At 67.3% G+C, this 25,816-nt stretch carries 29 protein-coding genes and 1 tRNA gene; 29 read left to right on the forward strand and 1 reads right to left on the reverse strand.

The annotated features are described in order from the left end of the window. Window positions 1–10: 10 nt before the first annotated feature. From K9D25_RS06120 to K9D25_RS06180, 12 genes are all read left to right on the forward strand, one after another. Window positions 11–1,291 (forward strand): MSMEG_0569 family flavin-dependent oxidoreductase, encoded by a 1,281-nt coding sequence (locus K9D25_RS06120; protein ID WP_244449985.1) that lies wholly within the window; start codon window positions 11–13, stop codon window positions 1,289–1,291. Next, on the forward strand, window positions 1,288–2,166 hold the full coding sequence (locus K9D25_RS06125) for a Pnap_2097 family protein (RefSeq protein ID WP_244449986.1): 879 nt from the start codon (window positions 1,288–1,290) through the stop codon (window positions 2,164–2,166). Before K9D25_RS06120 ends, K9D25_RS06125 begins: the two co-directional genes overlap by 4 nt. Window positions 2,167–2,316: 150 nt before the next feature. Further along, a tRNA-Gly gene (locus K9D25_RS06130) sits at window positions 2,317–2,391 on the forward strand. A gap of 573 nt (window positions 2,392–2,964) precedes the next feature. Further along, window positions 2,965–4,158 (forward strand): DUF932 domain-containing protein, encoded by a 1,194-nt coding sequence (locus tag K9D25_RS06140; protein WP_244449987.1) that lies wholly within the window; start codon window positions 2,965–2,967, stop codon window positions 4,156–4,158. 158 nt (window positions 4,159–4,316) lie between these two features. Continuing rightward, window positions 4,317–6,380 carry a ParB/RepB/Spo0J family partition protein gene (locus tag K9D25_RS06145; RefSeq protein WP_244449988.1) on the forward strand — a complete coding sequence of 688 codons (2,064 nt, stop codon included), beginning with the start codon at window positions 4,317–4,319 and terminating at the stop codon, window positions 6,378–6,380. A gap of 69 nt (window positions 6,381–6,449) precedes the next feature. Then, window positions 6,450–7,484, forward strand: coding sequence for a DUF7146 domain-containing protein (locus tag K9D25_RS06150; protein WP_244449989.1), 1,035 nt, complete (start codon window positions 6,450–6,452; stop codon window positions 7,482–7,484). Window positions 7,485–7,854: 370 nt separating this feature from the next. Then, window positions 7,855–8,781 (forward strand): DUF2493 domain-containing protein, encoded by a 927-nt coding sequence (locus K9D25_RS06155; RefSeq protein WP_244449990.1) that lies wholly within the window; start codon window positions 7,855–7,857, stop codon window positions 8,779–8,781. An 84-nt stretch (window positions 8,782–8,865) separates the two neighbouring features. Further along, complete coding sequence (locus K9D25_RS06160) at window positions 8,866–9,120, forward strand: FitA-like ribbon-helix-helix domain-containing protein (RefSeq protein WP_244449991.1); 255 nt, start codon at window positions 8,866–8,868, stop codon at window positions 9,118–9,120. Further along, complete coding sequence (locus K9D25_RS06165; RefSeq protein WP_244449992.1) at window positions 9,117–9,539, forward strand: type II toxin-antitoxin system VapC family toxin; 423 nt, start codon at window positions 9,117–9,119, stop codon at window positions 9,537–9,539. The genes K9D25_RS06160 and K9D25_RS06165 overlap by 4 nt, the downstream gene beginning before the upstream one ends. Window positions 9,540–9,821: 282 nt before the next feature. Continuing rightward, window positions 9,822–9,989 carry a hypothetical protein gene (locus K9D25_RS06170; RefSeq protein WP_188079217.1) on the forward strand — a complete coding sequence of 56 codons (168 nt, stop codon included), beginning with the start codon at window positions 9,822–9,824 and terminating at the stop codon, window positions 9,987–9,989. 123 nt (window positions 9,990–10,112) lie between these two features. Then, a complete protein-coding gene (locus tag K9D25_RS06175; RefSeq protein WP_244449993.1) occupies window positions 10,113–10,550 on the forward strand; it encodes a hypothetical protein in 438 nt (145 codons plus the stop codon). Window positions 10,551–11,182: 632 nt separating this feature from the next. Then, window positions 11,183–11,509 carry a DUF736 domain-containing protein gene (locus K9D25_RS06180; protein WP_244449994.1) on the forward strand — a complete coding sequence of 109 codons (327 nt, stop codon included), beginning with the start codon at window positions 11,183–11,185 and terminating at the stop codon, window positions 11,507–11,509. Window positions 11,510–11,593: 84 nt separating this feature from the next. Here the strand turns inward: K9D25_RS06180 and K9D25_RS06185 are convergent, their stop codons facing one another. After that, window positions 11,594–11,842: a helix-turn-helix domain-containing protein gene (locus tag K9D25_RS06185; RefSeq protein WP_244449995.1), complete on the reverse strand. Its 249-nt coding sequence runs from the start codon at window positions 11,840–11,842 to the stop codon at window positions 11,594–11,596. 248 nt (window positions 11,843–12,090) lie between these two features. On the opposite strand from K9D25_RS06185, the gene K9D25_RS06190 reads away from it, so the two are divergent. The 17 genes from K9D25_RS06190 (at window position 12,091) to K9D25_RS06270 (ending at window position 25,808) form a co-directional block, all read left to right on the forward strand. Beyond that, window positions 12,091–12,357 carry a DNA -binding domain-containing protein gene (locus K9D25_RS06190; RefSeq protein WP_149577236.1) on the forward strand — a complete coding sequence of 89 codons (267 nt, stop codon included), beginning with the start codon at window positions 12,091–12,093 and terminating at the stop codon, window positions 12,355–12,357. Between the two features lie 118 nt (window positions 12,358–12,475). Further along, window positions 12,476–12,817 (forward strand): transcriptional regulator domain-containing protein, encoded by a 342-nt coding sequence (locus tag K9D25_RS06195; protein ID WP_244449996.1) that lies wholly within the window; start codon window positions 12,476–12,478, stop codon window positions 12,815–12,817. Beyond that, window positions 12,798–13,208, forward strand: coding sequence for a DUF2285 domain-containing protein (locus K9D25_RS06200; RefSeq protein ID WP_347881467.1), 411 nt, complete (start codon window positions 12,798–12,800; stop codon window positions 13,206–13,208). Before K9D25_RS06195 ends, K9D25_RS06200 begins: the two co-directional genes overlap by 20 nt. Before the next feature lie 122 nt (window positions 13,209–13,330). Next, complete coding sequence (locus K9D25_RS06205) at window positions 13,331–13,612, forward strand: helix-turn-helix transcriptional regulator (RefSeq protein ID WP_132036201.1); 282 nt, start codon at window positions 13,331–13,333, stop codon at window positions 13,610–13,612. A gap of 11 nt (window positions 13,613–13,623) precedes the next feature. Then, complete coding sequence (locus tag K9D25_RS06210) at window positions 13,624–14,511, forward strand: replication initiator protein A (protein ID WP_244449997.1); 888 nt, start codon at window positions 13,624–13,626, stop codon at window positions 14,509–14,511. Window positions 14,512–14,722: 211 nt separating this feature from the next. Next, window positions 14,723–15,376, forward strand: coding sequence for a ParA family partition ATPase (parA, locus tag K9D25_RS06215; RefSeq protein ID WP_244449998.1), 654 nt, complete (start codon window positions 14,723–14,725; stop codon window positions 15,374–15,376). Next, window positions 15,373–15,624, forward strand: a complete 252-nt coding sequence (locus tag K9D25_RS06220; RefSeq protein WP_244449999.1) for a ribbon-helix-helix protein — start codon at window positions 15,373–15,375, stop codon at window positions 15,622–15,624. The genes parA and K9D25_RS06220 overlap by 4 nt, the downstream gene beginning before the upstream one ends. Further along, on the forward strand, window positions 15,621–16,142 hold the full coding sequence (locus K9D25_RS06225) for a DUF2840 domain-containing protein (protein ID WP_244450000.1): 522 nt from the start codon (window positions 15,621–15,623) through the stop codon (window positions 16,140–16,142). Before K9D25_RS06220 ends, K9D25_RS06225 begins: the two co-directional genes overlap by 4 nt. Next, complete coding sequence (locus K9D25_RS06230; protein ID WP_244450001.1) at window positions 16,139–16,684, forward strand: S26 family signal peptidase; 546 nt, start codon at window positions 16,139–16,141, stop codon at window positions 16,682–16,684. The genes K9D25_RS06225 and K9D25_RS06230 overlap by 4 nt, the downstream gene beginning before the upstream one ends. Window positions 16,685–16,718: 34 nt before the next feature. After that, on the forward strand, window positions 16,719–17,348 hold the full coding sequence (locus tag K9D25_RS06235) for a lytic transglycosylase domain-containing protein (protein WP_432207915.1): 630 nt from the start codon (window positions 16,719–16,721) through the stop codon (window positions 17,346–17,348). Window positions 17,349–17,592: 244 nt separating this feature from the next. After that, window positions 17,593–19,332, forward strand: coding sequence for a relaxase/mobilization nuclease domain-containing protein (locus tag K9D25_RS06240; protein ID WP_244450003.1), 1,740 nt, complete (start codon window positions 17,593–17,595; stop codon window positions 19,330–19,332). A gap of 21 nt (window positions 19,333–19,353) precedes the next feature. Beyond that, window positions 19,354–21,345, forward strand: a complete 1,992-nt coding sequence (locus tag K9D25_RS06245; RefSeq protein ID WP_244450004.1) for a conjugal transfer protein TraG — start codon at window positions 19,354–19,356, stop codon at window positions 21,343–21,345. 5 nt (window positions 21,346–21,350) lie between these two features. Next, entirely contained in the window at window positions 21,351–21,797 is a 447-nt protein-coding gene (locus K9D25_RS06250; protein WP_244450005.1) for a CopG family transcriptional regulator, read from the forward strand. Between the two features lie 229 nt (window positions 21,798–22,026). Further along, complete coding sequence (locus K9D25_RS06255) at window positions 22,027–22,740, forward strand: response regulator (protein WP_244450006.1); 714 nt, start codon at window positions 22,027–22,029, stop codon at window positions 22,738–22,740. Next, on the forward strand, window positions 22,737–24,050 hold the full coding sequence (locus tag K9D25_RS06260) for an ATP-binding protein (protein ID WP_244450007.1): 1,314 nt from the start codon (window positions 22,737–22,739) through the stop codon (window positions 24,048–24,050). The genes K9D25_RS06255 and K9D25_RS06260 overlap by 4 nt, the downstream gene beginning before the upstream one ends. Window positions 24,051–24,151: 101 nt before the next feature. Continuing rightward, entirely contained in the window at window positions 24,152–24,841 is a 690-nt protein-coding gene (locus K9D25_RS06265) for a hypothetical protein (protein ID WP_244450008.1), read from the forward strand. 7 nt (window positions 24,842–24,848) lie between these two features. After that, window positions 24,849–25,808 carry an efflux RND transporter periplasmic adaptor subunit gene (locus tag K9D25_RS06270; protein ID WP_244450009.1) on the forward strand — a complete coding sequence of 320 codons (960 nt, stop codon included), beginning with the start codon at window positions 24,849–24,851 and terminating at the stop codon, window positions 25,806–25,808. Window positions 25,809–25,816 lie beyond the last annotated feature (8 nt).

Consider the following 25,816-nt stretch of genomic DNA (forward strand, 5'->3'; position numbering starts at 1 on the left):
GAGCCATCCCATGAACGAGAATCGTATCGCGCATTATCCCGTGGTCATTGTCGGGGGCGGGCAGGCAGGTCTGTCGACCAGCTACCACCTCACCGCGGCCGGTATTGAGCATCTGGTGCTGGAGAAGCGCACGGCCATGCACGCCTGGGAAAGCCAGCGCTGGGATAATTTCTGTCTCGTCACCCCGAACTGGCAATGTGACCTGCCGGGCCATCCCTATGCCGGACCAGACCCGGACGGCTTCATGAAGAAGGACGAAATACTCGCCTATCTCAAGGGGTTCCGCGCCAAGGTCGATCCGCCGATCCGCGAGGGGGTGACGGTGCGCCGGGTCAGCCGGCGGGCGGAAGGGGGTTTTCTCGTCGCCACCTCCGCCGGCGATGTCAGCGCTGACGCGGTCGTCGTGGCCTCCGGCGGCTATCACGAGCCGATCGTGCCGCGCATGGCCGAGCGCCTGCCGCCATCGCTCGTGCAACTCCATTCCGCCGAATACCGCAATGCCGGCCAGCTGCCGGATGGCGCGGTGCTGGTCGTCGGCTCCGGCCAGTCCGGCGCCCAGATCGCCGAGGACTTGCACCTTGCCGGCCGCAAGGTCTTCCTGGCGGTGGGCAATGCCCCGCGCTGCGCCCGCTTCTATCGCGGTCGCGATGTCGTCAGCTGGTTGGCCGACATGGGCTATTACGACATGCCGGTGGAGCAGCACCCCCTGCGCGAAGGGGTGCGCGACAACACCAATCATTACGTCACCGGCCGCGACGGCGGGCGCGACATCGACCTGCGCCGCTTCGCGACGGAAGGGATGGAACTATTCGGCGTGCTGCGGGAATTCGATGGCACGAACCTCCTGTTCGACACGAATCTTGCCGAGGCGCTGGACGATGCCGATCGCACCTATAACGGCATCAACGCCGCCATCGACAAGCACATCGCGGAAAAAGGCCTCACCGCGCCGCCGCCCTCGGTTTACACGCCGGTGTGGCAGCCGGAGCGGGAACGGCCCGCGCTCGATCTCGCCGCCTCCGGCATCGCCGCCATCATCTGGTGCATCGGTTTCCGGCCCGATTTCCGCTGGCTCGACGCGCCGGTGTTCAATGGCGCCGGCCATCCCCAGCACCGGCGGGGGGTAACCGCGCAGGAGGGCATCTATTTCATCGGCCTGCCCTGGCTCCACACATGGGGCTCCGGCCGCTTCGGCAGCGTTGGGCGCGACGCCGCCCACATCGTCGCCCACATCGCCGAGCGCCGCGCCAACGCTGAAGCTGCCCTCGCCGACCGGGACACCGCCGCATGAATATCGCGCTCTCCCCGGAGGGGCTTGCCCCGACAGAAGCTTTCGTCGCGGAGGAGACGCTGCTGCTCGGCATGCCGCAGCTCTGCCTGGCCGGCCTCTCCGAGGTCTGGCTGTTGAAAGAGCTCGGCCACCGGCACTGGATGGGTCTGGCGCAGCTGGCGGGCCGGGCCGTTCCCGATTTCCGCGCGGCCGATGGCGCGCCGGTCTATGCCGCGTTCCGAGCGCTCTCGGTGGAACAGGCGGACTTCGGCGCGCTGGGCGAGAACGACCGATTGACCATCCGCACCACCCTATGCCGCCTGACCCACACGCAATGTGCCAGCCGGCACGAACTGACCTGTCAGGGCCGGCCGGTCGGCACGGTGAATCTTGTCTCCACCTTTGTGCGCCGGGCGCCTGGAGGCGGCAATCATACCGTGGCGCGCGTGGCGCTGGAGGCGTTTCCCACCTGCATTCCGCCCATCATGTCGCCCGGCCGCGCCAGCGAATCGCTCGCCGCCCGCGCCGCGACCTTCCGCAGCACCGGAGCGGTGCCGGAGGCCCGGTTCGCTGCCGCCGGTATCGTCGAGGACGCGCTGATAACCTTCGATCCCTGCCCCGCGCAGGATTTCAACGGCGCCGGCTTTCTCTATTTCTCAAGTTTCATAGCTCTGGTTGATCGCGCCGAGTGGCATTTCGACGGCCGGCCGGCACCCCGGGCGACCACGCGCCGGCGCGAGGTCTATTTTCACGGAAACATCGATCCGGGCGAGCGCGTCGCGGTCCGCCGCCTGAAGGACGAGCACGGCGCGAATGAACGCATCCATCACTATCGGCTGGAGCGTGCGAGCGATGGCCTGCATCTCGCCGACGCCTTCACACAGCGTGTCTTCTGATAGTCCGCCACGGGGTCCGGCCGGCCGAACGTGGCGCCGTCAACAGGCTGTGAGAAATCCTGCGGGACCCCGTTGCAATCTCCGCGAGGCTGGGGCATAGAGGCGTCCCGTTCGGGGCGGCAACGAAAGCCGACACGGACGACGGAGCGGGCGGGTGTAGCTCAGGGGTAGAGCACAACCTTGCCAAGGTTGGGGTCGTGGGTTCGAATCCCATCGCCCGCTCCAAATTTTCCCAAGAAAATCAGATAGTTAGCAAACGCCCTTCGGGGCGTTTTCTGCTTACCGGCAACAGCTCTGCCATTTCGGTAAGCAGGCGGTAAGCGCGGCAGGGAAAGCCGTGGCGCGCTCCAGCGGAGGCGCCCGCCCTGTCCGACCGGTCAGCGAAAGCGCGGACAAGCGGTGCGGCTATTCGGCAGACCACCTCTCCCGCGTACGGGATGTCCTTTCGCCCACTGAGAGTGAGAGGTAGGACCGGAATCCCGCGACGGGTTGAGGGCCGGAGGAGGGCTTCCGGCGCCCGTCATGGAGTCAAGGCTGAGGTCATCCATCGCCGAGGTCCTTGGCGATCCTTCGAGGCCGTCGAGGTTGCCACGCTGACCTGGGTCGACTGGTTCAACCATCTCTGGCTGCTGCAGGAGAGTTCTTTCGGGATAATTTCAGATCACACCTCCCGGACTGTCGGGCAGACCCACCCCAAAGCCCTCAGGGCGGCAAAGTGTGAGAGGCAGGTCTGGATTTCCGTGACGGGTTGAGGGCCGGGAGAGAGGCTTCCGGCGCCCGTCATGGAGGTTGATCCCCATGAACATGCAGGTTCTGGATGCCGGTCGTGATGCCAGCAGCGGCTACAAGGTGGAGGTCACCCGCGGCGAGCGGGTCGGCCGCGTGTCTTCGGAGTGGTTCTCCCGGCCGGATGATGAGCGGTTCCTGTCGCTCGGCGAAATGGCCGCGATGGTGCGGGGGCGTGCTGATCACAGTCGGTCGCGCCTGGTGGAGACGTCGCGTATCCATGTGGAGGCGAGCCGCTCCAATGCCGAGCGGTTGGCGCTGGTCATTCCCGGGGCGGATGCCCCCGTCGAGCCGAACCATTGGTCCTTCGGCCAGCTCGCGGCCCAGATCGGGGCCCCGGCCGCCTATCTGCGCCAGCTTCCAGCCGCGCTGGCCGGCATTAATCTGCAATATGGTCTGACCTCGCACCGCGCCGAGCAGATCAAGACCTATGAGACCGCCAATGGCCGCGTCGAGCTGCGCGCGGTGACCGGCCCGGACTATGGCCGGATCTACGATCACGAGCTGGTCGAAGCGGTGCAGCGCATTGCCGGCAACGGCACCGGCGACACGCGCTGGAAGGTGCCGGGCGTGCTCGACTGGTCGACGGGCATCTACAATCCGCGTGTGGACATCACCAGGGATACGACGACGCTCTATGCCTCCGACCGCGACGTCTTCCTGTTCCTGGTTGACGACCTCAACCCGATCGAGGCCGGGCGTTTGCCCGACGGCTCGCCGGACCTCTATTTCCGGGGCTTCTACTGCTGGAACTCGGAGGTGGGGGCCAAGACGCTCGGCATCGCGAGTTTCTATCTGCGTGCCGTCTGCCAGAACCGCAATCTCTGGGGTGTCGAGGATTTCCAGGAGATCACCATCCGCCACTCCAAATACGCCGCCTCGCGCTTTGCGCACGAGGCAGCGCCGGCACTCACCCGCTTCGCCAATTCCTCGCCCATGCCCTTCGTCAACGGCATCAAGGCGGCACGGGAGAAGATCGTGGCGCGCACCGACGAGGACCGCAGCGACTTCCTCCGCAACCGGGGCTTCTCCAAGGCCGAGACCGCCAGGATCATCGACACGGTGCTGGCCGAGGAGGGGCGCAAGCCCGAGAGCATCTTCGACTTCGTGCAGGGCATCACCGCGGTCGCACGCGCCAAGCCCCACCAGGATGCAAGGCTCGATCTTGAGGGCCGGGCAAAGAAGCTGCTCGATCGGGCAGCCTGACTTCCGGAAAGCCGGAGATGTGGAGATCCGTGTCTCCGGCTTTCTGCTTGTGCGGTTCTGCGGCGCTGCCCTCCAGAGTGAGAGGGCGGCGCTGCGCTTCGTGACGGGTTGGAGGCCGAGAGAGAGGCTCTTGGCCGCCCGTCGCGGAGATGCCTTCCATGGCGACCAATGTTCAGAAGATCACGCTCTCGCCCTCGCGTGACATCCCCTTCAACAAGCTGCTGCTCAGCCAGTCGAACGTCCGGCGCATCAAGGCTGGGGTCTCGATCGAGGAACTGGCTGAGGACATCGCCCGCCGTGGCCTGCTGCAGGGCCTGAGCGTGCGGCCTGTGGTTGACGACACCGGCGTCGAGACCGGCATGTTCGAGATCCCGGCCGGCGGACGGCGCTATCGGGCGCTGGAAGTGCTGGTGAAGCAGAAGCGCCTCGCCAAGACCGCGCCGGTGCCCTGTGTCATCCGGGAGGGCGGCATCGCCGAAGAGGATTCGCTCGCCGAGAATGTCCAGCGCGCGCCGCTGCATCCGCTCGACCAGTTCCGCGCATTTCTGGCGCTGCGCGAGAAGGGGCAGTCCGAGGAAGAGATCGCCGCCGCCTTCTTCGTCTCCGTCGGCGTGGTGAAGCAGCGTCTCAGGCTCGCCTCGATCTCTCCGGTGCTGTTGGAGGTCTATGCCGAGGACGACATGACGCTCGACCAGCTCATGGCCTTCACCGTTTCCGGCGACCATGCGCGCCAGGAACAGGTCTTCGAGCGGCTGAAGACCTCCTATGACAAGCAGCCCTATGCCATCCGCCGCATGCTGACCGAGGGTGCTGTCCGCGCCTGTGACAAGCGCGCCCAATTCATCGGTCTCGAGGCCTATATCGAGGCCGGCGGCACCATCCTGCGCGACCTGTTCCAGGGCGATGATGGCGGATGGCTGCAGGATGTCGCGCTCGTCGACCGGCTTGTGGCTGAGAAGCTCAAGGCCGAGGCCGACGCTGTCGCTACCGAAGGATGGAAGTGGGTCGAGGTGGCCCCTGACTTCGCCTATGGCCACACCTACGGCCTGCGACAGCTGCGCGGCGAGACCATCCCGCTCACCACTGAGGAGGAAGCGAGCCGCGATGCCCTCCAGGCGGAATATGATCGCCTGTCCACGGAATACGCCGAGGCGGATGAACTGCCGGAGGAGGTCGACGCGCGGCTCGGCGAGATCGAGACGGCGATCGAAGCCTTCGAGGCGCGTCCGATCGCCTTCGATCCGGCGGAGGCGGCGCGCGCCGGCGCCTTCGTCAGCATCGCCCATGATGGGTCGGTGCGCATTGAGCGCGGCTATGTGCGGCCTGAGGACGAACTGCCGGCTGAGCCCGAACTCGCCGTGGAGGACGCGGGGCCGCGCCTTGCCGCCGCTGCGGCCACGAGGGCGGGCGATGCTGTTACAGCCGATACGCTGGCGCCCGAACTCGAGGAGGACGAAGGGCTGTCTGCGCTCTCGGACCGGCTCATGGCCGAACTGACCTCGCACCGCACGCTCGGCCTGCGTCAGGCGCTGGGCGAACGGCCGGACGTGGCCTTCCTCGCCGCCCTGCATGCCCTGACGCTGAAGAGCTTCTACCGTTACGGCTCGGATAGCTGCCTCGAACTCGACCTGAAGAGCATCGCCTTCAGCGCGCAGGCGCCGGGGCTGAACGACAGCGCCTCGGCCGCGGCGATCCACGCCCGGCATGATGGCTGGGCCAAGGTCCTGCCGAAGGACTCGGCCGATCTCTGGGAGGCTCTGCGGGACTGGGACAGCGACAGCCGCTCCAGCCTGTTCGCCCATGTGGTGAGCCTGTCGGTGAATGCTGTTCATGAGGCCTGGAACCGGCGCCCCCGCGCCCTCCACCATGCGGATCAACTCGCCCGCGCCGTCGACCTCGACATGGCGGCCGCCGGGTGGAGGCCGACCGTGGACAATTTCCTCGGCCGGGTCACCAAGGCCCGCATTCTGCTGGCGGTGTGCGAGGCCAAGGGGTCGCGCGTTGCGGACCGCATCGCGCACCTGAAGAAGGGCGACATGGCCCGCGAGGCCGAAACGTTGCTGGCTAATACCGGCTGGCTGCCGGAACCGCTGCGCGGAGCCGAACCCGCCGTTGGCGAGGATACGGCGGCGCAGGACGGCACAACGGCCATGGGCGAAGACGAGAGTCTTGAGGATACTGAAGACACCACGGACATCCCCCCTGCCGTGGCGGCGGAGTAACCCTCACCACGATCCTGAACCTCGGCCCGCCGGCTCTGTCGGCGGGCCTTTGTTTTTGAAAAGCTCGCCATGTCCGGGATTGCTCAACATCTGTCGCGCCGGCTCGCCGATCGGGCCGAAGCCGTTTGCCGTCACTATCTCTCCAATGGGCGCCGGGAGGGCCGCTACTGGCTCGTCGGCGATGTCCGCAACACGCCCGGCCGCTCGCTCTTCGTCCGGCTCCACGCATCCGCGAAGGGCCCGGCGGGCAAATGGACCGATGCCGCCACCGGCGAACATGGCGATCTTCTCGATGTCATCCGGGGATCGCTGGGGCTCCTCGACTTCGCTGACGTTGCCGAGGAAGCGCGGACCTTTCTCAACCTGCCGCATCCCGAACCGGAGCCCGCAGCACCACGTCGCTGCGTCACGCCGGCTCCATCAGGTTCGATCGAAGCGGCACAGCGGCTGTTCGCTATGTCGCGGCCCATCGCCGGGACCCTCGCACAGACGTATCTGCGCCGACGCGGCATTACGCTTCTGCACGGAACCGGAAACCTGCGCTTCCACCCGCGCTGCTACTACAGGCCTGACGACGGCCCGACCGAGACCTTGCCCGCCATGATCGCCGCCGTCACCGATCTCACGGGCAGGATCACTGGCGTACACCGCACCTGGCTCGCCCCCGACGGTTCGGACAAGGCCCCAGTCGACACGCCGCGCAAGGCGATGGGCGATCTGCTCGGGTCTACCGTTCGCATCGGTGTGCCCGACACCGTGATGGCAGCGGGCGAAGGCATCGAGACCTTGCTGTCGCTCCGGCAGGTTCTGCCGAGCATGGCGATGGCGCCGGCGCTCTCGGCAGCACATCTGGCCGCCATCCTGTTCCCGCCTGCCCTGAGGCGGCTCTACATCGTCAGCGACAACGATCCTGCCGGTGACGCCGCGCGGGACACGCTGATCGAACGGGCGAACGCTGAGGGGATCGAGGCCATTCCATTGTCGCCAGCGCTCGGAGACTTCAACGAGGATCTCCAGCGGCTCGGTATCGATGCGCTCCGGATGGGTGTTCGGGTGCAACTCGTCCCGGAAGATGTCGTGCGCTTCATGAGCCTGGCCCCATAGCCGAAACGGGCTGAACCGCGATGCGTGGCCGCCATGCCTGCAAGGATGCGTCAGTAACGGCAAGAGGACCGCGCCTTGCGCCTTCGAGAGGGCGATCGGCCGTCAGCCGGGCCGGATAAGCAATGGCTGCCGCCGACGATTTTCCGGCGCGGCCTTCGGGCCGCTTTCCATCGCGAAGCAAAATCGCCGGCTTGTCGCCATCCTCCGCTGGCGCTGCGGCCCTGTGCGCTTTTCCGGCATGGTCTTGTCCCGAAACCGGTTCCCACTTTCGGGGACCATGCCCGTGCTCCGGGTGCAGGTCCGTCCCGACCGACGGCTTCGTCGCCATGAAGGCCGCCACGGCAGGCGGTCCAAACCGACGGAGCATCCCATGAGCGCGCATGACGACCACGAGCCGCACCACGTCTCATCGCCGACCGACCACCTGATCCAGGAATTGCAGCTCCACGGCCATCGTCCCTCCGAGGACGAGCGCGACCAGCGCCCGCCACCGGAGGACCGCCACATCGAAGGCGCCGTTGCCGACATCTTCGATGCCCTGGTCGCAACGATCACCGACACCAGCCTCGATGCCGAGCTTCCCGATCTCCTCTGGTCGACCGTCAACATGTTCCACCGCGCCGTGGACCGGATCGAACAGAAGCTCGACGACAATGAGCAGGCCCAGAAGCAGCTTCAGCGCGAACAGGACGGCTCGGAGGTGAAGTCACTGGAGCTCGAGCGCCTGATCGACATCGGCATGAACCTGATCGGCCGGCGCGACGGCATGGAAACCTTCCGCGAGGCCGCCGCCGACCGCTACCGTATCGCCACCGGCTCGCCCTGGACGCCACGGGCCGGATCACGGGTCAACCATCGGCACCTCACCGCATCGCTGATCGACAGCCGGGATTTTCTCGCCGCCAGGAGGCGCGCGGATAGCGAGGTGCTCGTGCCCGTCGGGCCGAAGATCGCCTTCTCGGGCGGCGACACTGCCGATCACAGGCAGATCTGGGCCAAGCTCGATCAGATCCACGCCAAGCACCCGGACATGGTGCTGCTGCATGGCGGCTCGCCTAAAGGCGCCGAAAAGATCGCATCCCTCTGGGCCGACAGCCGCAAGGTGCCGCAGGTGGCCTTCAAGCCCGACTGGACGAAGCACGCCAAGGCGGCGCCCTTCAAGCGCAACGACCAGATGCTGAACGTGGTGCCGATCGGGGTCGTGATCTTTCCCGGCACCGGCATTCAGGACAATCTGGCCGACAAGGCCCGTAAGATGGGCATCCCGGTCTATCGCTTCGGAACTGGTGGCGCATAAGCGCCGCCAAGCCCGCCATCTTGAACGTGATGGCGTTTTCTCTATTTTGCTATCAACGCTATCGGCCTTACTGGAGGCGCCATCATGCCCGCAGTGACGATCCGCAACCTCTCCGAGGCGACGCACCGTGCCCTCAAGGTGCGCGCGGCACAGCACGGCCGCAGCACCGAAGCCGAGATGCGCGACATCCTAGAGACCGCCGTTCGCCCTGACACGCGTCTTCGGCTCGGCACGGCGCTCGCGGAGCGCAGCCGCCGTCTCGGCCTAACCAATGAGGACATCGACGCCCTCAGCCCGGCGCGCGACAGGACGCCCGACGAGCCGATGAGCTTCGAGTGATCCTTCTCGACACCAATGTCATCTCGGAGGCGATGAAGCCCACGCCCGACGACACCGTGCGGGCGTGGCTCGACGAGCAGGCGGCCGAGACGCTCTATCTCTCCAGCGTCACCATTGCCGAGCTGTTGTATGGCATCGGTGCGCTGCCTGCGGGCAAGCGCCAAGACCGGCTCACCGAAGCCCTGGATGGGCTGATGGAGCTGTTCGCTGACCGTGTCCTGCCGTTCGATATCGCTGCCGCACGACGCTATGCCGACCTCGCCGTGAAGGCGCGTGCGGCCGGGAAGGGCTTTCCGACGCCCGACGGCTATATCGCCGCAATCGCAGCCTCCCGGGGCTTCACTGTGGCCACGCGCGATACCAGCGCATTCGACGCCGCCGGTGTGGCGGTCATCAATCCGTGGAACGTGGAACGGTGACGACCTGCCACAGTCAGCACGTGTTGAACCTGACAACGCTTCGGAAGCGACCTGCGCAGTAACCCGCCATCACGGTCTCCTGACCGGACGACCATCCCCGCTTCACGACGCTGATCCTTGGGTCCAGCCGATGGCCTGACGCCATCAACCCATGAAGGGTCGGACTACGCTGCGCGTGCCGCCGCTCCGGCTGCGCCGGACACGGTGATTGCGGCCACCGGCCGGCCCTTTCGGGCGCCTGTCAGCGGGGGATGGACCTCCGCTCGCGCAGGAGCCAGGTCGATGTCCGCCCAGATCGCTCACGCCTTCGCCTTCAGCCTCGCCACCACCCTGATGGCCACCGTCGTCATCTTCCGCGCCGGCGACGGCACGCTCTCCGTCGCCCCGGCTGCAGAATATGATGGCGACGAAGCCGCCATCGTCCGCGAAATCGACCCCTTCGCCTCTTGAGAGGCGAACAGGCGGCCATGAACGGCGGAGACGGCGTGCGCTCTTGCTCTGACGCCGACGCCAATCTCGCCGGTGCATCGTGGTGGTGGAGGCGCTTCGATCTGATTTTATGGAGCCGCCCCCATGATCTTCATCGGCATTCTCCTCAGCATGGCGACAATCGCATTCTTCTGCTGGCTGCTCTTCACGCTGGCGGTATTCGCGTTGCCGCTGTTTGCGGGCATCACGGCGGGCACATGGGCCTATGGCACCGGCGCCGGATGGCTCGGCGTTGTTGTCGGCCTTGTGGCCGCTGGCCTGACTTACGCCCTCGGCCAGTTCCTATTCGCGATCGTCCGCCCGATCTGGGCGCGTCTGCTCATCGTTGCCGTGTTCGTCGTCCCGGCTGCGGCGGCAGGCTTCCACGCCACCCATGGCATCGTGAAGCACACCATGCCCTCGCAGACGTGGCAGATGGTGTTTTCGATCATCGGAGCCGGCGTGGTTGGCATTGTCGCCTTCGTGCGGATCACCGGAAGGAAGGCGTTCCGCCCTTCTGACGGGCACAGCTCCCCTCCCTGACGCCGCGATAGCCGTTCGGCGCACCAGACAGCGAACGGCATATCGTCCGCGTCAACCGGCTGGGCCGGGAGGGAGCGGAGATCCGGCGCGCCGGCTTCGCCCTCTAATGCGGCAAGATTGGTGAGCGTGGAGGACGGCGGCCGCGTCGCAGCCGAAAGCCCCCTTGGGGCAGAGCATTCGCGACGTTGGCGGGACGAGGAATGCGCAGCTTGGCCAAGCTCAGGCTATCGTCCGCCGATGCTCGCCGGTCGGGTCTCGATATCCGGCGCGAAGGCCAAACCATCTCCCTCATCCATCCGCCCGTGCCCGCTCCAGACGGCCTCTTCAATGGCCTGATCTGGCCGAAGGACGGCTGCGCCTCGAGCGCCTATGCCACAACGGCTGGTCCCGACTTTCTTCCCCTGCCGACGCCCACCCCGCGCGCTGCGCGGGGACCCCGGATCGCTGTCATTCCTCGCGCAGCAACAAAGTCGCGCCTGCGCCGTCCTCCGCTGCGCTGCGGTCGCAATCCTCACCCCATCGCGCGAGCGCGATGGGGACCCCGAGGCGATGTGGCGTCGCTCGCCTCCGGCCTCTCGATCGCCATCGAGGCCGCAATGGTGCGGGCTCAGAAGACAGGACGGAGACGGAACATGGCCACCATCGGCACCTTCAAGAAGACCGGCACCAACGAGTTCACCGGCGACATCGTGACCCTCGGCGTGCAGGCCCGGGGCGTGCGCATCGTCCCCGACACCCGCGCCACCGGCGAAAACGCCCCCAGCCACCGCGTCCTGGTCGGCCGCGCCGAGATCGGCGCCGCCTGGTCCAAGCGCTCCACCGAGGGCCGCGACTATCTGGGCCTCAAGCTCGACGATCCGAGCTTCACCGCCGCCATCTACGCCAACCTCTTCGACGACGAGGACGGCGAGAATTTCTCCCTCATCTGGTCCCGCCCCAACGGGCGCCGCGGCGACTGACGTGCGGGCCGCGTCTCCGGCCACCAAGGCCGGGGACGCACTCCATCGGCAAGCAGCGAATTTCGCGATGGCTAAAATCGAGCCCTACTTGCCGTCCTCGAGATCGGTCTCGATCCTGTCTGTCGGCTCGCGCAGGAGCAGGTCGGAGGCCTCGACGCCGAGAACCGAGGCGAGCCGCTGCACCACATCGATGCTGGCGTTGTAAACGCACCGCTCGAGCGAGCTGATATAGGTGCGATCAATGTCCGCGAGGTGCGCAAGCTCCTCCTGCGACAGCCCCTTGGCCAGCCGCAAGGCCTTCAGATTGCGCGCGAACACCTCTCGGATCTCCATGGCCGAGAGAGCAGTCGCTTGATGAGTATTTCACCACGGAGTATTCTCTACATCGCACTCGCCACGGTCTGACAGCGGTCGCCGAGTGCCTCGCATCGTCAGTGCCAAAGAGACCGTGGATCAGGTGTGCGCACCGGCGACGCAGCGTTCGGCTTTATGAGCACGCATGATAGAATGATCCCAAATTGCAGCCCCACGCCGTCGCCGACGGCTTGGTTTGCGACAGAAGAAACGGCAGCCTGCGGGGGATGGACGTGGCCAAGGCGTTTGATGATAAGGCGCCGTCCGGTCAGGAACTGACCGCCTATGACCGCACCCATATCAAGCTCTATATGCGCCTCCTCGACGCGACCACTGAGGGAGCCGACTGGCAGGAAGTGGTGGTCGTTCTGTTCGGGATTGATCCGGCGCAGGAGCCTGCCCGCGCCCGCGCGGTGCATGACAGCCATCTGGAGCGCGCCCGCTGGCTCGCCCAGACAGGCTATCGCGATCTGCTCCCACATCGCGTGAACTGAAGCGCCGCTATCCAGGTGATGCGTGCGACGCATCACCTGTTGCCTGTGAGGTGAGTTCTGCCCGGCAATACAATCTTCAATTGATGACCCCACGGCATGCACCGTCTGGGAGTCGCTCATGAAGCCCGATACGTCGCGCTGGCGAGACCGTCGGACCTACGACTATTTCGATGATCTCTCGGTAGAGGGATTGGCCTGGGAGTGCCTGAGGCGGGATCCATCCTACCAGCAGGCCTATCGCGGCCTCATGGAGACCGGCAACACGGCGGCGTCTCTCCCAGCCGAGGCCGAGCATCTCTGGGGGTTACGATGTCCCCGCGAAACCCTCGCTCCCCGCGACCTGTCAGCCGGTCCACTGGTCCCCACGGATCAACCCGGCCGTCACCGTCCTCACCGAGTTTCCCCACCATCTGCGGAGCACCGGCACGGCGCCTCGCGCTGTGCCTGCCGAAACACCTGACCATGCGGCGCCGCCGCACCTTCTGCTTTCCGGCATAGAACCGGGCGCATCGATCGCCGCCCTGATCCCCTTTGACGACGACCTGCCCGGCCGCATCGAGGCGCTGAACCGCCTCTGGCATGCGCACCGTGGGAAGCCCGTGCCACCCGACACCCGCATGACCCGCCAGCAGCGCGGACGCCTGCGGCTGATGCTTCAAGCCTGCGACGGACGAAACCGGGGCGCGAGCTACCGCGCAATCGCTGAGGCCCTGTTCGGCATCGAGCGTGTCGCGGCCGATCCCTGGAAGACGTCTCCCCTGCGCGACCGCGTCATTGGCCTCGTGGAAGGCGGCACCGGCCTGATCGCCGGCGGCTATCTGCGGCTGTTCCGTCATCGCCGCCGGGCGTGACGGGGTGGGGATTTTAGCCCCCCAATCTTCCCCATCCCTCCCGACATTCCTCCTCCGCCACCGTGGTCACCGTCCGCCGCCGCACTCCGGCGGCTCCCGCCACGCCCACGGAGGCCCGCTCCATGCGACCCGATCTCGCCACCCTCCCGCCGCGCTATCTGCGCACCAAGGAAGCCGCCGAGTTTCTCAGTCTGTCGGCCCGCACGCTGGAAAAGCACCGCACCTATGGCACCGGTCCCGCCTATCGCAAGCTCGGCGGGCGTGTCGTCTATTCCATCGACGACCTGCAGGCCTGGACCGAGCGCGGCGCGGTCACCTCGACATCCGATCCGCGCGGCACCGTCCTGCCGGCCAAGCGCCATGCGCTTGCCGCCGGTTCGTTCGCCGGCCGCGCCGCACGCTGAACGCCCCACCCATGGCGGCGCGGCATCACAGCCTCTCGGAGCGCGGACAGCTGGATCTGTTCCGCGCCCTGCCAGGCGACTTCGCGCCACGAGATGCGCAGGATCTCATGGCCTATCCCTTCTTCTCCCTCTCCAAGACGCCGCGCGTTGCACCGATCGATTTCCGGACCGGCAGCATCGCCATCCGGGTCGAGGCCGTGCCTGACCACGGCATGGCGACGATCTGGGACGCCGATATTCTCATCTGGGCGGCAAGCCAGATCGTCGAGGCGCGCGACGCGGGGCTGCGCACCTCGCGCCTCATGGCGGCGACGCCTTATGAGATCCTCACCTTTGTCGGGCGCGGCACCTCCCTGCGGGATTATCAGCGCCTTAAGGCCGCGCTCGACCGCCTCCAGTCGACGACCGTGTCGACCACGATCCGTCAACCAGCCGAAGGACGCCGGCACCGCTTCTCCTGGATCAATGAATGGCAGGAACGGACCGACCGCAACGGCCAGCCCGACGGCGTCGACCTCATCCTGCCAGACTGGTTCTACCGTGCCGTACTCGACGATGCGCTCGTGCTCACCATCGACCGCGCCTATTTCGGGCTGACGGGCGGACTGGAGCGCTGGCTCTACCGTCTGGTGCGCAAGCATGGCGGGCACCAGGACCACGGCTGGAGCTTCGACGTCGCTCACCTCCACGCCAAATCCGGTAGCCTCTCGCCCCTCAAGCACTTCGCCTATGACCTGCGCGCGATCGTCGGCCGCCAGGCGCTGCCCGGCTACCGGCTCGGCATGCGCCGCCAGACGGACGGTGCCGACCTCCTGTCCTTCGCCGAGATCGACGCTACACGCCTTGCCCTGCCAACCCGCCGCCGTCTCGCGGCCATCCGATCTGGGGACAAGCTGTGAATCATCTCGTGCTATCGGGGACCAGCACCCTCGTGCCATCAGGGACCGGATCCTCGTGCTATCGGGGACCAAAATCGACGATTCAGTCTTCTGAATCAGAGGCTTCCGGCGTCCGTAACTTCTCTAACCCGGATTCCTTCGGAATCCTTCTAACGGAACAACGCCATTCTACTACGACGAGCGCGTCCCCGGTGAACGTGCGGAGCGCGCCATGATCGTCGCGCTCCTCAACCAGAAGGGCGGGGTCGGCAAGACGACACTTGCGCTGCATCTCGCCGGGCAATGGGCCCGGCAAGGACAGCAGATCACGCTGATCGATGCCGATCCGCAGGGCTCCAGCCTCGACTGGTCGGAGCAGCGCAGCCGCGAGGGCCTGCCGCGGCTGTTCGGTGTCGTCGGCCTCGCCCGCGACACCCTGCACCGGGAGGCGCCGGAGCTCGCGCGCGGCGCCGATCACATCGTCATCGATGGACCGCCCCGCGTTGCCGGGCTGATACGCTCGGCGTTGCTCGCCGCCGATCTGGTGCTGATCCCGGTTCAGCCCTCGCCCTTTGACGGCTGGGCGTCGGCCGAGATGCTGGCGCTGATCCGCGAGGCGCGGATCTACCGCCCGGAGATGGTGGTCCGGTTCGTCCTGAACCGCTGCGGCGCGCGTACCGTTCTCGCGCGCGAGACCGCGCGGACGCTGGCTGACCATGATCCTCCGGTGCTCGCCAGCGCCATCGGCCAGCGCATCGCCTTTGCGGCGGCGGCGCAGTCCGGGCGTCTTGTCTTCGAACGCGACGATGCCGGGCCAGCCACGCGCGAGATCGCCGCGCTTTCCGCCGAGATCAATGGTCTCGACCTCGGGAGGCAAGCGCGATGAGCGAACGCCCGATCCGCCGCGACTTCGCCTCTCGGCCTGCTGATCCCGAGCACTGGATCAAGGCGGCCGATGTCTCAACCGAACGCCGGCCCAGCGCCGCGTTCACCGCGCGCCTCACCATCGATGTCACGCCCGACCTGCGCGGGCGGATCAAGGTCGCCGCCTTCCGGCGCGGCGTCACCGTCGCCGAGATGCTGCGCGCCCTCCTCGCCCGTGAATTCCCTCCCACATCAGGAGATCTGCCATGAGCGCGGCGTTTGCTCCCCGTGCGGCCAGCACGGCATCCGCGTCCAGTCCCCCATCCGATACCCTGACCCATGTCGAACTGACCCATATCGAGAAGCGCATCGAGAATTGGATTCGCTTCGGCCATCACGCACATGAGCAGCTTCTGGATCGCCGCCGGCGCATCCTCTCTTTCCCTCCCGGCAGCATCTTCGCCTTTGTCCGATGGGCGTCGAACGACTTCGGCACCGTGGCCTCCCGCCTCGATATCGTGCGCTGCGTGGCGCCGGGCGAAGGCTACCAGACGCTGCCCTTCGTGCGTCCCGGCGGCGAGATCCTGCTGCGGGTGGATGGCTGGCCGAAGGTCGAGAAAATTCTGCAGCACATCGACGCCATCGAGGCGACCGGCATCGATGCGGCCACCGTCGCGCCCGATCACTGGGGCCATGTTGCGCACCGCATCAGTGTCGGATTCGAGCCGCGCGCCTACACGATAGAGCGCCATCAGGCGTGGCTGAAGCGGCGGGAGTGCGGACAATGAGCCGCGCCGCCTATGTGCTGATAACGACCGTCGCCAGCGTCGGTGTGGCCGTCGCCGCTATGGTGCCGACGCCGCTCAAGCTGATCTGGAATGTCTCGGCGAGCGTCCCTATCGGGCTCTATTCTCTCGAGCCGGCCGATGCCCTCGAGATCACCGATCTGGTCGCGGTAATGCCGCCACCGCCGCTCGCCGCGTTCCTCATCGCACGTGGCTATATCGGCGAAAGCACACCACTGCTGAAGCGCGTGATGGGGCTTCCGGGGCAGGTTGTCTGCCGCCTCAGCGACGCCATCACCGTCGATGGCGTGCCGCTGGGCGACGCGCTGCCGCGCGACCGCATGGGGCGCGATTTGCCAGTCTGGCTGGGCTGCCGGCGTATCGCTCCTGGTCATCTGTTCCTGATGAACCCGGACGTCAGCGACAGTCTCGACGGACGGTATTTCGGGCCGATCCCGTCTACAACCGTCATCGGCCGAGCAATGCCCCTCCTCACGGATGAGGCCGGCGACGGCGACTTCATCTGGCGCGCGGCGGTGCGCTGACATGCATCGCGCTGCGCTCTTCCTCGCGTCCGGATTGCTGATCGGCGGCGCGTCGCTTGGCTCTGCCGCCGATCAGACCATGTCACCGACCGTGGCGAATGCTGTCACCTCCTACGCCGTCTTTATCGACGAAGCCGCGCAGCGCTTCGAGCTTCCGGCCAGTTGGATCCGCGCGGTCCTGTGGGTCGAGAGCGGCGCCGATCCCCGCGCCGTCTCACCCGCCGGTGCCATGGGGCTGATGCAGATCATGCCCGCGACCTGGGATGAGCTTCGCGTCCACTACGGCCTCGGGGCAGATCCATTCGACCCGCGTGACAACATCCTCGCCGGCGCCGCCTATCTGCGCCAGCTCCATGACCGCTATGGTAGCATCCGCGCCATGCTCTCGGCCTATAATGCCGGGCCTGCGCGCTATGAGGCGTCGCTTGCCGGCAAGCCGCTGCCGCCGGAGACGCGCACTTACATCGCGGCCTTGGCGCCGATCATCGACAAAGAGGCTGCAGCCGGCGCCACCGAATTGGTGCGGCCAATGGCGCAAAGCTGGCGCGAGGCGCCTCTGTTCGCCGCGCCACCCGACCGCAGCAATCCCACAGATGCCGGGGTCCTCGCGCCACGATCGGGCGGGCTTTTCGCTGCACCGTTGCCATCGCGGAGGACGCCATGACGAGGCGGACCCGCTTTCGCATCCTGTCGGGCCCTGGCGTTCCGTGGCGAGGAAGGAGGCGCAGCACAGGAACCACGACCGCACGAGGGCAGGATAAAAGCGCGCACATTGCGCGGCGGTCGGGATGTTGGTTCTGCCTGCGTTTGTCTGGGACTTCGGCACCTTGCGGAGCCAAGCCACACGTTTCACGCGTCCCGCAAATAACTGCAAATCAAAAGTTTTCTACACATTGCGAGGCTCCGCCATGAGCGATGAACGCGAGTTCCGCGTCCGTCCCGGCCGCATCCGCTCGACCCGCGCTCAGCAGGCCCGCCCCTTCGTCGCCCAGGCGCTCGCCGCGGCCCGGAAGGCCGGCGGCGGGGTCTCCCGCTCCGGCAAGATCGCCTCTGGCAACCGCTCACGTTTCGGCAGTGGGCAGGTTGCCAGCCTTCAGGCCAGCCGCCGGATCACGCCGCACTCGCGTGGCGCCGTGGTGAAAGCCCGCGTCGTCCGACACACGGCCCGTGCGGGCTCGCTTGGCCAGCACCTGACCTATCTTCGCCGCGAGGGGGTGACCCGCGACGGGGAGAAGGCGCGGATGTTTGGTCCCGAGATCGAGAGCGTCGATGTCGACGCCTTCACCGAGCGCTGCCGCGAGGACCGTCACCATTTCCGCTTCATCGTCTCGCCTGACGACGCGTTGGAGATGGAGAACCTGCGGGCCTTCACCCGTGACCTCGCCCGGCAGATGGAGAAGGACCTCGGCACGGAGCTCGACTGGGTCGCGGTCGATCACTGGAACACCGAGCATCCCCATATGCATCTGATCGTGCGCGGCCGCCGCGACGATGGCCAGGATCTCGTGATCTCCCGCGACTACATCAAGGAGGGCATGCGTGATCGCGCCCGTGACCTGATCACCCAGGAGCTCGGCCCGCGCACCGAGCTCGATATCCGCCGGGGTTTGGAACGCCAGATCGAGGCCGAGCGCTGGACCGAGCTCGATCGGCAGCTCGTGCGCGAGACCCGCGAGAGCGTCATCATCGACATGGCCCCGGCTCCAGGCCGGCAGCCGGACGAACACCATGCACTGAAGATAGGGCGCCTTCGCAAACTCGAGACGCTCGGCCTCGCCACCGAGATCGGCAACGCCCAATGGGTGATAGAGCCGGAGGCGGAAGGCACCCTGCGCGCGCTCGGTGAGCGTGGCGATATCATCAAGCGCATGCACCGCGCCCTCGGCGAACGCGGTATCGAGCGCGGCACGGCCAGCTATGTCCTCGCCGCCGAGAGCCTCGATGTGCCAGTCATCGGCCGGCTGGTCGCGCGCGGCCTCGATGATGAACTCCACGGCTCGGCCTATGCCATCGTCGATGGCGTGGACGGGCGCTCCCATCACATGCGGCTGCCCGATCTCGATGCAGCCGGCGATGGCGCTCCAGGCGCCATCGTCGAACTGCGCACCTTCGACGATGCGCACGGCAAGCGACGTGTGGCACTCGCGGTGCGCTCCGATCTGGATCTCGCCCACCAGGTCACGGCCACCGGCGCCACCTGGCTCGACCGGCAGGCCATCGCGCGTGACCCCGTTGCTCTGTCGGACGGCGGCTTCGGCGCCGAGGTGAGCCAGGCGCTTGAACGGCGTGCCGACCATCTCATCCGCGAGGGCCTGGCCGAGCGGCAGGGACGGCGTGTCGTCTTCGCCCGCAATCTCATCGACACGCTCCGCCGCCGGGAAATGGAGGCTGTGGGGGAGAAACTCGCCGCCGAGACCGGCCTGGCGTTCAACAAGGCTGGCACCGGCGAGTATGTCGCCGGCACGTATCGCCAGCGCCTCAACCTCACGTCCGGTCGCTTCGCCATGCTCGATGACGGGCTCGGTTTCCAGCTCGTGCCCTGGTCGCCCTCGCTGGAACGCCAGCTCGGCAAGCATGTCTCCGGCGTCGCCCGTGATGATGGTGGCGTCGACTGGAGCTTCGGTCGCAAGCGCGGCCTCGGCCTCTGACCTGAGAGAGGGATTATCACCATGTCGGCGACGAAAATCCTCTGGGGGCAGATTCTCACCGTGCTGCTGATCGTGCTCGCGACCATCTGGGGCGCGACACAATATGTGGCCTGGAGCCTCCGCTTTCAGGCACAGTTGGGCGCGCCGTGGTTCGAGTGGCTCGGGTTGCCGGTCTACTACCCGCCGGCCTTCTTCTGGTGGTGGTACTTTTTCGATGCCTATGCGCCGAACGTATTCTTCCGGGGCGCGCTGATCGCAGCCTCCGGCGGTTTCCTCTCCATCGTGGTCGCCATCGCCCTGTCGGTGTGGCGGGCCCGCGAGGCCTCCAGGGTCGAGACCTATGGTTCGGCGCGCTGGGCCGAGAAGGAGGAGGTCCGCGCCGCCGGGCTCCTCGGCACCGATGGCGTCGTGCTCGGCCGCTTCGACCGTGCCTATCTGCGTCATGACGGGCCCGAGCATGTGCTGTGCTTCGCGCCGACCCGGTCCGGCAAGGGCGTCGGCCTGGTCGTGCCCTCGCTGCTGACCTGGCCGGGATCGGCAATCGTCCATGACATCAAGGGCGAGAACTGGCAGCTCACCGCCGGCTTCCGCGCCCGGCATGGACGCGTGCTGCTGTTCGACCCGACCAACACTAAGTCCGCCGCCTACAATCCGCTGCTGGAGGTGCGTCGCGGCGAGTGGGAAGTGCGTGACGTCCAGAACATCGCCGACATCCTGGTGGACCCCGAAGGCTCGCTGGAAAAGCGAAACCATTGGGAAAAGACCAGCCACGCGCTGCTCGTCGGCGCCATCCTCCACGTGCTCTATGCCGAGACGGACAAGACGCTCGCCGGCGTAGCCGCCTTCCTCTCCGATCCGAAGCGGCCGATCGAGACCACGCTCGACGCCATGATGAAGACCGCCCATCTGGGCGAGGCTGGCCCGCATCCCGTCATTGCCAGCGCCGCCCGCGAACTTCTGAACAAATCCGACAATGAACGCTCGGGCGTGCTCTCCACCGCCATGTCCTTTCTCGGTCTCTACCGCGATCCGGTGATTGCCGAGGTGACGCGGCGCTGCGACTGGCGCATCGCCGATATCGTCGGCGGCAAGGCTCCCTCGACCCTCTATCTCGTGGTGCCCCCGTCCGACATCAACCGCACCAAGCCGCTGATCCGCCTCCTCCTCAACCAGATCGGTCGGCGGCTCACCGAGGACCTGCAGGCCAAGGGCGGACGCCATCGTCTGCTGCTCATGCTCGACGAGTTCCCCGCGCTCGGCCGGCTCGACTTTTTCGAGAGCGCGCTTGCCTTCATGGCCGGCTATGGCCTGAAAGCCTTCCTCATCGCCCAGTCGCTGAACCAGATTGAGAAGGCTTACGGGCCGAACAATTCGATCCTCGACAACTGCCATGTCCGGGTGAGCTTCGCCACCAACGACGAGCGCACCGCCAAGCGCGTGTCCGATGCGCTCGGCACCGCCACCGAGATGAAGGCGATGAAGAACTACGCCGGCCATCGGCTATCGCCCTGGCTCGGTCATCTCATGGTATCGCGCTCGGAAACCGCCCGCCCGTTGCTCACGCCCGGCGAGGTCATGCAGTTGCCGCCCACGGACGAGATCGTCATGGTCGCCGGCACCCCGCCGATCCGGGCGAAGAAGGCCCGCTACTACGAGGATGCGCGCTTCCGGGACCGGCTCCTGCCGCCGCCAACGCCCTCTCGTGGCCCGACCGTCCAACACGATGACTGGACCGCGCTGCCATTGCCCAGGCCCCAGGAGGGTACGGCCGGGAGCACAGCGGACGAAGGTCGAGACGATGACCCGACCGGCTCCGAACACCGGCATCAGCCCGAGCTCAGCCGCGTCAAGCCGGTCGAGAAAAGCCAGCCCATCGAGAATGAGTTCGAGTTCGACACGGATCGCGACGACGAGATGGAGGACGTCGCCACCCGGAACCGCCGCATGACCGGACTGATGCAAGGTGTGGCGCGGCAGGTCAGCCTCAATCCCAATGACGGCATGGAGCTGTGATCGCCATGGCAGGTCGCACGAAGAAAGCGCAGATCTCGGTCTATCTCGAGCCCGACATCATGGACATGCTGGCCCACTACGCCGCCCAGCGCGACCAGTCCATGTCCCTGATCGCCCAGGCTGCGATCGCCTCCTTCCTGTCCCCCGACAGTGCCGAGCGCCAAGAGGCCGCTCTTGCCAGGCGCCTCGGCCAGATCGATCGCCGCCTCGCGCGACTGGAGCGCGACCTCGGCATCTCGACCGAGGCCTTCGCCACCTTCATCCGCTTCTGGCTCGCCACCACCCCCGCGCTGCCCGAACCCGCCGCCCAGGCCACGCGGGCCAAGCTCTCCGAGCGCTACGCAGCCTACACCCGCGCACTCGGCCGGCGCCTCGCCAAGGGGCCACAGCTGCGGCAGGAGATCGTGGAGGATGTTTCTCAACTGGAGAGTGACGGAGGCCGCCGGTCGTGACGCATTCTCGGGCTTTGAGTACGTCCGCTTGTGACGAACCGACCGAGCTAAGTCGCCGAATGGGTCCAAAATCTCAGAGTTAGAGCGCCCCGAAGCTATTTGAACATGGAGGGGTTCATCGCGCACATCGGATCGCTCTGGGATTCAATGTGATGGCATCCGGCTTTAGGCTAGAAAGAACCGTGCCGAGCGCCGCGGTGTGGAGTGGTGCAGAGGAGTGCGTGACACGGTGTCCCCCGAAGGCCACATCCTCATCGTTGACGACGATGCCGAGATCCGGCGTCTCGCCGGCAAGTTCCTGCGTGAGCACGGGCACAAGGTCACGGCCGCGCAAGACGCCCGCGAGATGCGGGAGACAATGGCCGCCGGCACGGTGGACCTCGTCATTCTCGACATCATGCTGCCGGGGACGAGCGGGCTCGATCTGTGCCGGGACATCCGCCGCACCTCCAATGTGCCCATCATCATGCTGACCGCCCGCGGCAGCGATGTGGACCGGATCGTCGGCCTGGAACTCGGCGCGGACGACTATCTGGCCAAGCCCTTCAACCCGCGCGAACTGCTCGCCCGCATCCATGCGGTGCTGCGGCGGACCCGGCTGTCCGACCCCGCCGCTGTTAATGGCGGCACTTGCCTGGCATTTTCTGGCTGGATGCTCGATACGCGGCGACGGGAACTGACCAACCCGGAAGGCGCCATCGTCGATCTTTCCACCGGCGAATATGATCTGCTGCTGACCTTCCTGGAGCATCCCCAGCGCGTGCTCACGCGCGACCAGCTGATGGATGCCGCGAAGAATCGCATCGCCACCGGCTTCGACCGGGCGATCGATATCCAGGTGAGCCGGCTGCGCAGGAAGCTCGATTCGAGCGGCGGGCCGGAGATGGTGAAGACAGTGCGTGGGACCGGCTATTTCTTTGTCCCGGAGGTGGCGCGCTCATGATCCGCGCCATCGACAGCCTCGCTCTGCGGACCGCAGTCGTGGCCGTGCTCGGAATCGTCGTGGTCCATGTGCTGAGCCTGTGGACCTACGAACATGCCATGGAGCGGGAGCGCCATGCGGCACATGCCGTCCGCCTCGCCGACCAGGTCGTGGCGCTTCGCCGGTCACTCGCCGCCGCACCTGCGGAGCGTCGGGAGGAGGTGGCCCATGCCCTGTCGGGGGGCGCCATCGATGCCCATTGGGGCCGCGATGCCATGGCCGCGACGGGGCCCCACGCCGACGAGTCCGCCAAACGCCTCGCCGCCGAGGTGCGCGCGCTCGCACCGGACCTTGCGGCAGCGGACATTCTGGTTGGCGCCGGGCCCGATCCACACCTTAGCCTCGTGGCCGTGCGCCTGCCCGACGGGAGCTGGCTGAATGTGCGCCTGTTTGCCTCCGTGCCACAGACCGCCGGGGGGCATGGGTCCCTGCTCTCCACCACGCTGATGGCGGTGGGGGTTCTGCTCCTGTCCCTCGCCATCGCCGCGTGGCTCACGCGACCTTTGCGGGCCATGGCGCGCACCGTCGCGGCCCTGCCGCCGGATGCGGCGCGCATTCACTTGCCCGAGACGGGGCCGAAGGAGGTCCGCGAACTGGCCCATGCCTTCAACGGCATGCAGGCGCGGATCGCCGGGTTGGTCGAGCGGCGCACCCAGGCCCTCGCCGCGGTCTCCCACGACCTGCGCACGCCCATGACGCGCCTGCGCTTCCGCCTCGAGGATGTGAGCGACCCGGCGCTGCGCGAGGCCATCGCCGGGGACGTCGCGGAGATGGAGCAGATGGTCGAGGCGACGCTCTCCTACCTGCGCGGCGAGGCGAGCGAGGAGCCGGTGCGGCCGCTCGATCTCGTGGCCCTGGTGGAAACCATCGTGGACGACGCGCGGGACCGGGGCCTGCGGGCCGATCTTTCGGCGCCGCCGCGCCTCGTCGTCGCGGGACGACTCGTCAGCCTGAAGCGGATGGTGGGCAATCTGGTGGAAAACGCGCTCGCCTACGGCGGCTCCGCGCATGTGTCCATCATGGACGAGGAGGCGGATGCCGTCCTGACGGTGCGGGATGAGGGACCGGGGATTCCAGAGGACCAACTCGCCGCCGTGCTTGAGCCCTTCGTGCGGCTTGAGGCGTCGCGCAGCCGCGCCACTGGAGGCGTCGGGCTCGGCCTCACCATCGCCAGCGCGGTGGCCGAGGCGCACGGTGGCACGCTGAGCCTCGCCAACGCCACCGGCGGTGGCCTCGTCGCCACGGTGCGCCTGCCCAAGGATCCGGGCTGAGCGTCCAGGCTGAAACAAACTGATACAGAAGCGATACGCGGCGTGACGCGCCGCGCGCTATCGCTCTCCCGTACCGGAATCACCAGCGGACGGGTTGAGGCATGGGGCGCCATTTTCTGCGGAAAGCCGTCTTCGGCCTGTGCGGGCTTCTCGCCGGCCCGGCGCTGTTCGGCCCCGCTGTGGCCCACGAAGGCCACGACCACGGTGCGCCCCCACCGCCCCCTGTGACGACGCTCGCCCCCCGCGCCGAGGCGACCTCGGCCGATTTCGAGCTGGTGGCGGTGCTGCGCGACGACACCCTCACCATCCACCTCGACCGCTTCGCCGACAACGCCCCCGTGGAGGGCGCTGCCATCGAGGTGGACACGCCCGAGGGCTCGCAGGCCGCGAAGCCCTCGGGGCCTGGCACCTATCTGCTGCCGGTTCCCTTCGCCGCGAAGCCGGGCGCGCACGACCTTGCCTTCACCGTTACGGCCGGCGACACGGTGGACGTTCTTGCCGCCACCTTGACCATACCTGCCGCTCCAACATCGTCCGAGCAGCAAGCGCCGGCGATGCTGGCGCAGCTCGGCGGGCTGCGAACCGACCTCCTCGCGGGCATTCTGGCGAGCCTCCTCATCGGCTTCCTGGCCGGAGCGCTGGTCATGCCCCCGGCGTCGGGTGGGCGCGCTCCTCGTCCTCGGATCGCTCGGCGTCGCTCTGGCCGGTGCCCCGCAGGGGGCATGGGCGGCGGACACGCAGCCGCCCGCTCGGCAGCTCCCCGCCCGCGATGCCGCCCAGCGCCTTCCTGACGGCTCGGTGATCGTGCCCAAGCCGACCCAGCGCATCCTTGGCGTGCGCACCCTCGTGACAGCTGCCGGCACCTTTGCCGGCACTGTGGAACTACCCGGCCGCTTGGTGCCGGATGTCAATGCCAGCGGCCTTGTCCAGACCGCGGTGGGTGGGCGCCTCGCCCCGCCGGAGGGGGGCTTCAAGCCGCTTGGCACGAAGGTCGCGGCTGGCGAGATCCTCGCTTATGTGCATCCGCCCATCGGCGCCTCCGACCTCAAGGACCTGGAGCAGCAGGGCTACGAGCTGGACCAGCAGATCGCCATCGTGAAGCGCCGCTACGAGCGGCTCTCGGCCATTCCCAACGCCGTCACCCGGCGCGAGGTGGAGGAAGCGGAAATCGAGCTGAAGGGGCTCCAGACCCGCCGCGCCCGGCTGGAGCGGGTGCAGCGCGAGCCGGAGGCCCTGCGCGCGCCGGTGTCCGGCGTCATCGCCGCCGCCGATGCGGTCGCGGGGCAGATGGCGGACCCGAATACGGTGGTGTTCCGCATCGTCGATCCCGGCCGACTGTGGGTGGAGGCGCTCGGCTTCTCGCCGGATGCCGGCCGGTCCGGTGCCACAGGACGCCTGCCCGACGGGCGCACCGTGGCCCTCGCCTTCGTGGGCGCGGGGATATCCGACCGGGCCCAGGCGTTTCCCGTCCTGTTTTCCGTCGCCGCGGACACCGGGGAGCTGCGCCCCGGCCAGTTCCTGACGGTCTTCGCGGAGGCCGGCGCCCCGCGCATGGGCATCGCCATCCCCCGCTCGGCGGTAGTGCGTGGGGCGAACGGCCAGCCCATCGTCTATGAGCACGTCAGCGCCGAGCGCTTCATGCCGCGCGAGGTGAAGACGGAGCCCCTCGACGCGTCCCGCGTGCTGGTGCTGGCGGGCCTCGCGCCCGGGCGCCGCATCGTGACCGATGGCGCCGAACTCATCGACCAGATCCGCTGAGGCCGGCG

This window comes from Ancylobacter polymorphus (assembly GCF_022836935.1).
Taxonomy (GTDB): domain Bacteria; phylum Pseudomonadota; class Alphaproteobacteria; order Rhizobiales; family Xanthobacteraceae; genus Ancylobacter; species Ancylobacter polymorphus_A.